We start from the raw sequence: 7,421 nt of genomic DNA, 5'->3' as shown, positions 1-7,421 counted from the left end.
GAGGTTTTTGTTTAACGATTTACCAAACTCAATCAGATCACTCATAAGGCTCAGCCTTTTTTTAAAAAGCGTTTTTACTGGGTCTATTTTGTTGTGGTTTTTTCTGGATTTTGAGCTTTTTTAATTTTCATGGGAGTTCTAGAAAGATATAGATAGCTAGTTTACATAGACAACCTTATCAGAAAGGTAAAAGGCTCCCTTTTTTCTCCATTATAATAACCAACATAAGTTTACCTTTATCATGCATATATTCATATATGGACAAGGTAGAGGGTGAAGAATTGATGACTAAACAATCTCTTTTTAAAGGAACTATGATTTTAACAGTTGCCGCATTCATTACAAAGATATTGGGATTTGCCAACGGAATAGTATTAGCAAATGTAATAGGTCCTGAAGGCGTCGGACTTATCATGATGGCAATGCCTGTTACTGGACTTTTAATTACATTAACTACGTTAGGACTTCCCATAGCTATATCTAAACTGGTTGCTGAAGCTGAAATAAAGGGAAACTATAGACGTGTAAAAAAATCCTGATTGTATCATTAGTAACTACTAGCTTATTAGGATTTATTTTAATGATTGTTGCAATTTTCGGTGCTAAGGCATTGTCTTCACATTTCTTAACAGATCAAAGAGCTTATTATTCTTTACTTGCCGTGATACCGATAGTTCCTATTGTGGCAGTTTCTTCAGTCATAAAAGGATATTTCCGTGGCAAACAAAACATGACACCCATTGCGCTATCCCAAGTAATTGAGCAAGTTGTTAGAATTGGGCTTATATTTTTTCTAGTTCAGTGGCTACTTCCTTATGGAATCGATTATGCTGCAGCTGGGGCAATTCTTTGTGGCATTATCGGGGAAGGATTTTCTCTACTATATTTATTCTCTGTATTTAAATGGTCAAAACATAAAAAATTCAAATTACACCATTCCTTTATAAAACAGATCAGCAAAGGTAAGGAAATTTTCTTCGATTTACTTAAAACTGGACTGCCGACAACTGGAAACGGCTTAATACAATCTTTTATAGGAATTATTCAGCCCATTCTGATTACACAAAGTTTGGCTCTGGCCGGTATTGGAACGGCTTTAGCTACCAAACAATATGGTATTGTGATGGGATATGCTATACCTTTAATGCTTCTTCCGGGTTTTGTAACTAATTCTTTATCAATAGCTTTAGTACCAGCTATTAGTGAATCGAAAGAGAATAATAATCATCTTCTTATTAAGAAAAGAATTCAACAATCTGTTAACATAGCTATGATTGTAGGCGTTCCATGGACAATCATTTTGTACGTTTTTGCAGAGCCTTTAACGACACTGATATATAAGTCACCAGAAGCAGGTACTTTTCTTAAAATCATGGGGCCATTCTTTCTATTACACTACTTTCGTACTCCCTTTCAAGCAGTACTGATTGGTTTAGGAAAAGCAAATACTGTCATGATAAATAATTTAGTGGCTTCTATAATATCCCTAATTTCTATAGTGTTTCTTGCTTCCAACCCTGAATTGGGGATTTATGGAGTCGCCCTATCTTTAAATATTGGATTGACCTTAGGTACATCCCTTCATTTCTTTTCAATTAAAAAATTAATTGGGTTTAATTTAAATCTAATCGATACTATCAAAGTTATTTTATCCGGTATTATTATGGGGTACGGTGGATTAATTACATTTAAATATATTGAAAATGAGACTACAAATTTAATCGTGATATTGGTTATATCTTTAACGATTTCCTTGCTTAATTATCTACTATTTCTACTTTTTTTCAAAATCATTCATTTTAAAAAATTGCATAAATAGCATACATTTAATTAACCTGCTGATCTGTGACAATAAAGTTGTTTAATTTTAAGCACCCGTTAGCTTAATATCTTATTTGGTCAGTTTAGTATTTCAATTTTTTTGCGGTCCTCCAACATAACGTATAATCGTGTTATCATTTCATCTAATTGTTCTGGAGCAAATCGTAAAAACCATACAACCTGATGAAAAGTAGCCATTCCAGAATAGATAGAATAGGGTGATACATTTTAGTCATGTATAATATGTAACGCCCTTTATTTTTATGACTTTTCTGGAATTAGGTCTTGATAAGGAGAACCCTGCTTTGTGCCTTTAGGTGTAGATTTGAAACAAATTTTGATCAAATTAATACAAGAAACCTTGAACCACTATCTGTAATTTTAGTTGCATCATTTCAATATCATCATTTCAATATCATCCTTTCACTAATTTAGAAATCATTGTACAGTAAAGGCCGTCTAATCTAAAGAGCATTCATCTTATCAATCCTTTTTTTTCTGAGAAAGATTTTTAAGCATCTCAATATATTCTTTCAATTGAGAATTAGTTAAACCTGAGATAGTTTCATAAAAGATAGATTCTTTTTCTCTTATTGCTCTTGTAGTTTTTTCACGACCTTTTGTGGTCAAGGACAACAATACACCACGACGATCTGTGGAGTGAGGTTCACTCATAACATAACCTCGATTTTTTAGCTGGCCAATAAGTCTACTTACAGAGCTTCGATCCATGGCGGTTGATTCAGCTAAAGTGCTTGCGTTAGCAGGACCATGTGAGTATAACCAACGAACAATCAAAAAAGCTGCTGGCTGTAATGTTGCGTCAAATATAGAAGCAGTTCTAACATTAAGTGCATGCGCTTCGCTTATCAACGCGTTAAGTTGTTTACCTAAATTTAGTTCAAGTTCTTCTCTAACGTCAGAGTGATTACTCATAGTTATCTCCTTCTCTATATAAGTAATTGACATATATCAATTAACTATTTATAGTTGACATATATCAAATATATTTCGTTTACCTGTTATATGTCAAGTTTATGGGGGTTAATAATGTCTGGATATCCTATTGTTGTAATTACAGGGGCTACAAGTGGTATAGGTCAGATTGCAGCAGTTGAACTTGCAAAACTTGGTGCAAAACTAGTATTGACTGCGCGTAATGAAGAGCGAGCAAAAATTACTGAAAGGTTGATTAAAAAAGCTTCACCAGCCACTGAAGTGGATTTCTATTTCGGTGATCTGTCCTAAATGAAAGATACATGTCGGATCGGTCTCGAGATAAAAGAAAACTGCCCAAAGGTTGATGTACTTATTAATAATGCGGGGATTCACGGTTTTAAACAAAGAATTACATCTGAAGGTTTCGCTGAGATGATAGCTATAAACTACCTAACACCCTGGTTACTTACAGATTTATTAATGGAATCTTTAATAAAAGCAGAAAATGGAAAAATCATTACTGTTGCTTCAGAATCATCACGTAATCATGGAAAGCTAAAATTGCCAGATGATTTGATTGATACTTCTTCCTTTAAAGCTAAAGGATCATCAGAAGTCTATGGTAAAACAAAACTCTTAAACATAATGTTTACCTATGAGCTTGCACGTCAGTTATCTAATATTAAGGTCACTGCTAACACTCTGAATCCAGGTTTCAATAATACTGGTCTAGGAAGAGATCTCTGGTTTTCTACAATATTAGGGGGAATATTGAAACTTCTAAACATCGGAAATCCTAAAAGGGGTGCTGACCTCATAGTTCGTCTAGCAACTGAACCAAAATTTAAAAATATTACGGGTAGATATTTTACAGTAGGAACTGGTGCTGAAATTGAACCAGTATATCCTGGAAATGAAAAGCTTATGCAGCAAAGTTTGTGGAAGCTTACAGAAGAATTATTACTAGATTACAAAAAAAAATGAAGCTATTTTTAATGATAGATTTTCTCTAATTCACTTTTTATTGGGATAATTTATAGTTGTTTTATCAAAAAATAGGTTTTGTTGAGCCGTATGAACAAGACATTCCTAAGAAGTTTAAATCAGATGAATGATGCAGAAAATAAACCTATACCGTGGTCTGAAATCCTGCGAATAAGCCAGTATTCGTGAGTATTATCTATTATACTGAGGGATTTTATTAAGAAAAAAGATTCTTATTGGGGTAGCATCACATGCCCATCAAGCTAACAAAGTAAATGACTAGATACGAAATGATCCTTATTTCGAAACTAGCGAGTGATGGAAAAGTAGGCATGCCAAAGAAGCCTATTAAAAAGAGATTTTTTCGCTAGGCAGCTTGTCTATGCTTCACCGTCGTTTCATACACAACCCCTAGAATATCAAAGGCGGTCATCTTCTTATTCCGATGACATTTACGACCGTTCTTTTTTAGCAGCTGATAAAGGCGATGCAGAATGTTCAAAAGTTCTTCAGTGCCAACTGCTATCGCTTGAAACAGTAACGGAAAGTAATCTTTAATCATATAAATCGCTTTGTATTCACTCAGCTCATGCTTTTTCTTTTCAAGCAAAAGCTGTCGCATTTGAAACATCGTAGAAGAACAGAGGAGAATACCAATTAGTTGTACATATAAATGGCACTCTAGGCGTTCTCTTTTCATATTTTTACATTCATCAATTTCAAAGAATGACTTCCACGTTTTAAACAATATCTCAATCTGCCAACGAAGTGAATGCAAAGAATGCACGTAGTTCGCCGGTACTTCTTCTAGCGACGTGTTCGTGATATATACATTCATGCCCATTAAACTTTTACTTTTATCCTTCATGACAATGCCTTTCTTCTTTTCACGTATCGCTTGGTTTTTTAGGCGTGTTTGCGTTTGATCATCGGTTAAACGATGGATAATGACCCGTGCTGGAAGCTTCTGATTTTGGCCAATGTATGCCTCGGGGATTTCCATCGTTTCACGAGGGGTTAGACCAGACATCATTTGTGTCATATCAAGTTGGATGTATTCTGTTTGTTTTTTTAACGTGCCATTGTTGAAGTATTCTGGCTCAGGGTTCTTGATATAAATGCGTGTAATCAGCTTCAACCGCGAGATATAGTAAGCCTCTTTATCATGAATGGCTTGTAAGTCACCTAAATCGAAATAACCAAGATCACGCAAACACAAATCGCACGCCTCTACGGTTTCAAGGCAGATGGTCCCATATGTTTTATCATTATTCTTTCCTAGTCCAAGCTGCACGTTAAGAAATTGACCACTAAGTAAATCATATTCCAATTGGATTTTCACGCCTGCCGTATTACTACTCCCACCTGAACCTTGATAGTCAGTGGCGAACTGATCAGGCAGTTGAAACACTGTCGGATCTAAAATACGGATGCGATTGAAAGTAGCCATCATGTGTGTAGAAAGCGATTGATTTGAACAGAGTTTTTGTGTGAGAAGAGAAGTGAAGACTTCTCGAAGAAATGCGACAGCTGCTGGATTAAAGCGTTGATTCAGTTCCTCTGAACTCATCAGTTATCCCAGTAGAAGCTTCTAACCGACTGCACAATTGTGTAAGTGAAGTGCTAGCGATTTCCTGACTGAGCCATACGCAAAGGGCAATGAATTCGTTTGCTTGATACTTACTAAATCGCTCGCGAGTATACACACTAAAAAAAACCTTGCTTATATCAAGCAAGAGAGATTTGGATATTCATCATATGTTTTGTTATCTAATACTCTTCCAAACCGATGTTTTTGAACTCCGCCCCATTGTTTAAAAAAGAAAGCTATTTTCTGTTCTTCACCCTGGTCGCGTATTGTTCTTACCCATTCAGTCTCCATAGAATCGACCCTGGGCCAGATTCTACCCAGTGTATATCTTTGAGATCAAGGAAGTTTAGAGGCCCAAGAAGTGGTTCAAGTGAGAGAAATCGAATATGAGCAGGCACTTTTTCTTAAATCTTTAATTCGATAAGATACATCTTCATTCTCTAAACTTGTTCCTATCCAAATATTTGGTGTCCAATGTAAGGATTCAGCCAATTCACTTAGTCGTTTAGAACGTTTCGTTAGTATTTGATAAGTATTATGTGGCGTTTCATTCATTGTTTTAAAGACTCTCTGTATAAAATCCAGCAGAACATACAATCCGACATGGAATTGGGCAGTTTTTTTATTTTATGTTTTTCTCTTTTTATAAATATAATTCAATATTGGACATTAATTCCTTCTAGAACTGCGCATTGCTCTCCGGCGGTCGTGCAGTACCATCAGGATAATTATTCCCATCATCACTCCCAAGACGCTACTTAACTCGGTGGTTAGTACATATGCAAGCGGGTACTCTAGAGCAGGTTGTGCATCGGGGCGAATGGCGGACAAGCGGTTAAAGAGGTTATAAGAGAACAGCATTCCCGACGAGATCCATGCTGCTGCCATAGGAGGGAGGAACCTCTTCGACCCGCGGCGGGTGGTCAGTACCAACAAACCCCATGCCCCCGCGAAGGCCCACACACCGGTACTCAACGACAATAGGTGCCACCATATATCGCGGTTATCCAACATAGCTGGGTTGATGCCAATAGTTCCACCAACCGCCCAGAATAGCTTAATAAATCCAAGCAGGATACAGCCAGCCGCGACAAGCCTAGCCAAGGTGATATGCAGTTTCTGGCTGTTGCCCGGGAGTAATTCAATGTCGATTGGATCAGCAAATGCCTCTGGCCAACGCGCTTTAGCGTATCCAGCTAAGGCGAAAGGTAGGCAGATGCCGACTCCAACCAGTGAGACCATTACGAAAATCTGCTCATATACCCAAACGTTGACAGCTCCTGCCTGCTGATCGCGTATCATAGCAGCAGGACCAAGCACAGGTGCTAACAACAGCATAGGAATAAGTAAACCAGTACCTACCCAGACGGGCAAGGCAACCAACCAGGCGGGCAGTCGCTCACCCCATGTCATGCTAAACGCCAATGCTAACAGGATACCAACTGCAGCTAGAACCATTGTTACTGCGTTTGCAGTGCGCCAACTTGGGTCGCCCATTTGTTCGGTCGGCATGAAGAGACCGAACGTCCAGGCGATTTTGATTAACAGATAAGGCATTAACGCTATAGCGGCACCATAACCCCAAAATCTGCGCTTCTTCATCAAATGTGAAATTGGCTGCTTTTTCATTACTGTCATGAGGACACCTCGGCTGCCAGACCAGTGAGTTCGTAAATCTCTACCTCTACAATGAACAGAGCGCTTCCATTTAAACTCTCATGTTTATTTCTATTTATAACTATAAATAAACACCCCTTAAGAATTATTATTTAAACTGTTTTAGTTTTAATGAAATATAAGACTTTTCACGAAGATAATCATTCCCCCCCATTACGCTCACCGTCAATACCCTAAAAACTGCTCTGCTCGCTTTAACTTTAACATAATATTCCAATAAGGAATCCCTTATTCTAAAAAATTGACACAAGAAGATCGCCTTCATTGACGACCTTCTTGTGTCAATAACTAATATGCCCTTACTATTATTTAAATTGGATTATTCTTTTTATAAAAGGCTCTTTTCGTAAAGATTGTTGTTTTTAAAACGAAACTATATAAGGTTGATTGGAGCGGAAGTGCGAGACTC

Annotated in this window: 7 protein-coding genes and 2 pseudogenes; 3 read left to right on the top strand and 6 right to left on the bottom strand. The window is 37.1% G+C overall.

Translation table 11 applies throughout. The features are described 5' to 3' along the window. Positions 1–284 precede the first annotated feature (284 nt). Both ACFX4L_RS24605 and spoVB read left to right on the top strand, forming a co-directional pair. Positions 285–539, top strand: a complete 255-nt coding sequence (locus tag ACFX4L_RS24605; RefSeq protein WP_377406554.1) for an oligosaccharide flippase family protein — start codon at positions 285–287, stop codon at positions 537–539. After that, a complete protein-coding gene (spoVB, locus tag ACFX4L_RS24600) occupies positions 533–1,819 on the top strand; it encodes a stage V sporulation protein B (RefSeq protein WP_377406556.1) in 1,287 nt (428 codons plus the stop codon). Before ACFX4L_RS24605 ends, spoVB begins: the two co-directional genes overlap by 7 nt. A 485-nt stretch (positions 1,820–2,304) precedes the next feature. Here the strand turns inward: spoVB and ACFX4L_RS24595 are convergent, their stop codons facing one another. After that, a complete protein-coding gene (locus ACFX4L_RS24595) occupies positions 2,305–2,757 on the bottom strand; it encodes a MarR family winged helix-turn-helix transcriptional regulator (RefSeq protein ID WP_377406552.1) in 453 nt (150 codons plus the stop codon). A gap of 114 nt (positions 2,758–2,871) precedes the next feature. On the opposite strand from ACFX4L_RS24595, the pseudogene ACFX4L_RS24590 reads away from it, so the two are divergent. After that, a pseudogene (locus ACFX4L_RS24590) lies at positions 2,872–3,744 on the top strand (SDR family NAD(P)-dependent oxidoreductase). 367 nt (positions 3,745–4,111) lie between these two features. Here ACFX4L_RS24590 and ACFX4L_RS24585 read toward each other — a convergent pair. From ACFX4L_RS24585 to ACFX4L_RS24565, 5 genes and pseudogenes are all read right to left on the bottom strand, one after another. Then, positions 4,112–5,495: pseudogene (locus ACFX4L_RS24585) on the bottom strand (IS4 family transposase). Continuing rightward, complete coding sequence (locus tag ACFX4L_RS24580) at positions 5,468–5,626, bottom strand: DUF5131 family protein (protein WP_375166293.1); 159 nt, start codon at positions 5,624–5,626, stop codon at positions 5,468–5,470. Before ACFX4L_RS24580 ends, ACFX4L_RS24585 begins: the two are co-directional and overlap by 28 nt. Continuing rightward, positions 5,608–5,733 carry a DUF5131 family protein gene (locus ACFX4L_RS24575; RefSeq protein WP_318686956.1) on the bottom strand — a complete coding sequence of 42 codons (126 nt, stop codon included), beginning with the start codon at positions 5,731–5,733 and terminating at the stop codon, positions 5,608–5,610. Before ACFX4L_RS24575 ends, ACFX4L_RS24580 begins: the two co-directional genes overlap by 19 nt. Then, the gene (locus tag ACFX4L_RS24570) at positions 5,702–5,932 is read right to left on the bottom strand and encodes a DUF5131 family protein (protein ID WP_377406550.1); all 231 of its coding nucleotides are present in this window, start codon (positions 5,930–5,932) and stop codon (positions 5,702–5,704) included. Before ACFX4L_RS24570 ends, ACFX4L_RS24575 begins: the two co-directional genes overlap by 32 nt. 72 nt (positions 5,933–6,004) lie before the next feature. Continuing rightward, a complete protein-coding gene (locus ACFX4L_RS24565) occupies positions 6,005–6,973 on the bottom strand; it encodes a hypothetical protein (protein WP_089362322.1) in 969 nt (322 codons plus the stop codon). Positions 6,974–7,421: the final 448 nt, after the last annotated feature.

Source organism: Peribacillus sp. YIM B13482 (genome assembly GCF_042787975.1).
GTDB classification, from domain to species: domain Bacteria; phylum Bacillota; class Bacilli; order Bacillales; family DSM-1321; genus Peribacillus; species Peribacillus simplex_A.
The sequence above is the reverse complement of the archived record's forward strand: the minus strand, read 5'-3'. Positions and strand labels throughout refer to the sequence as shown.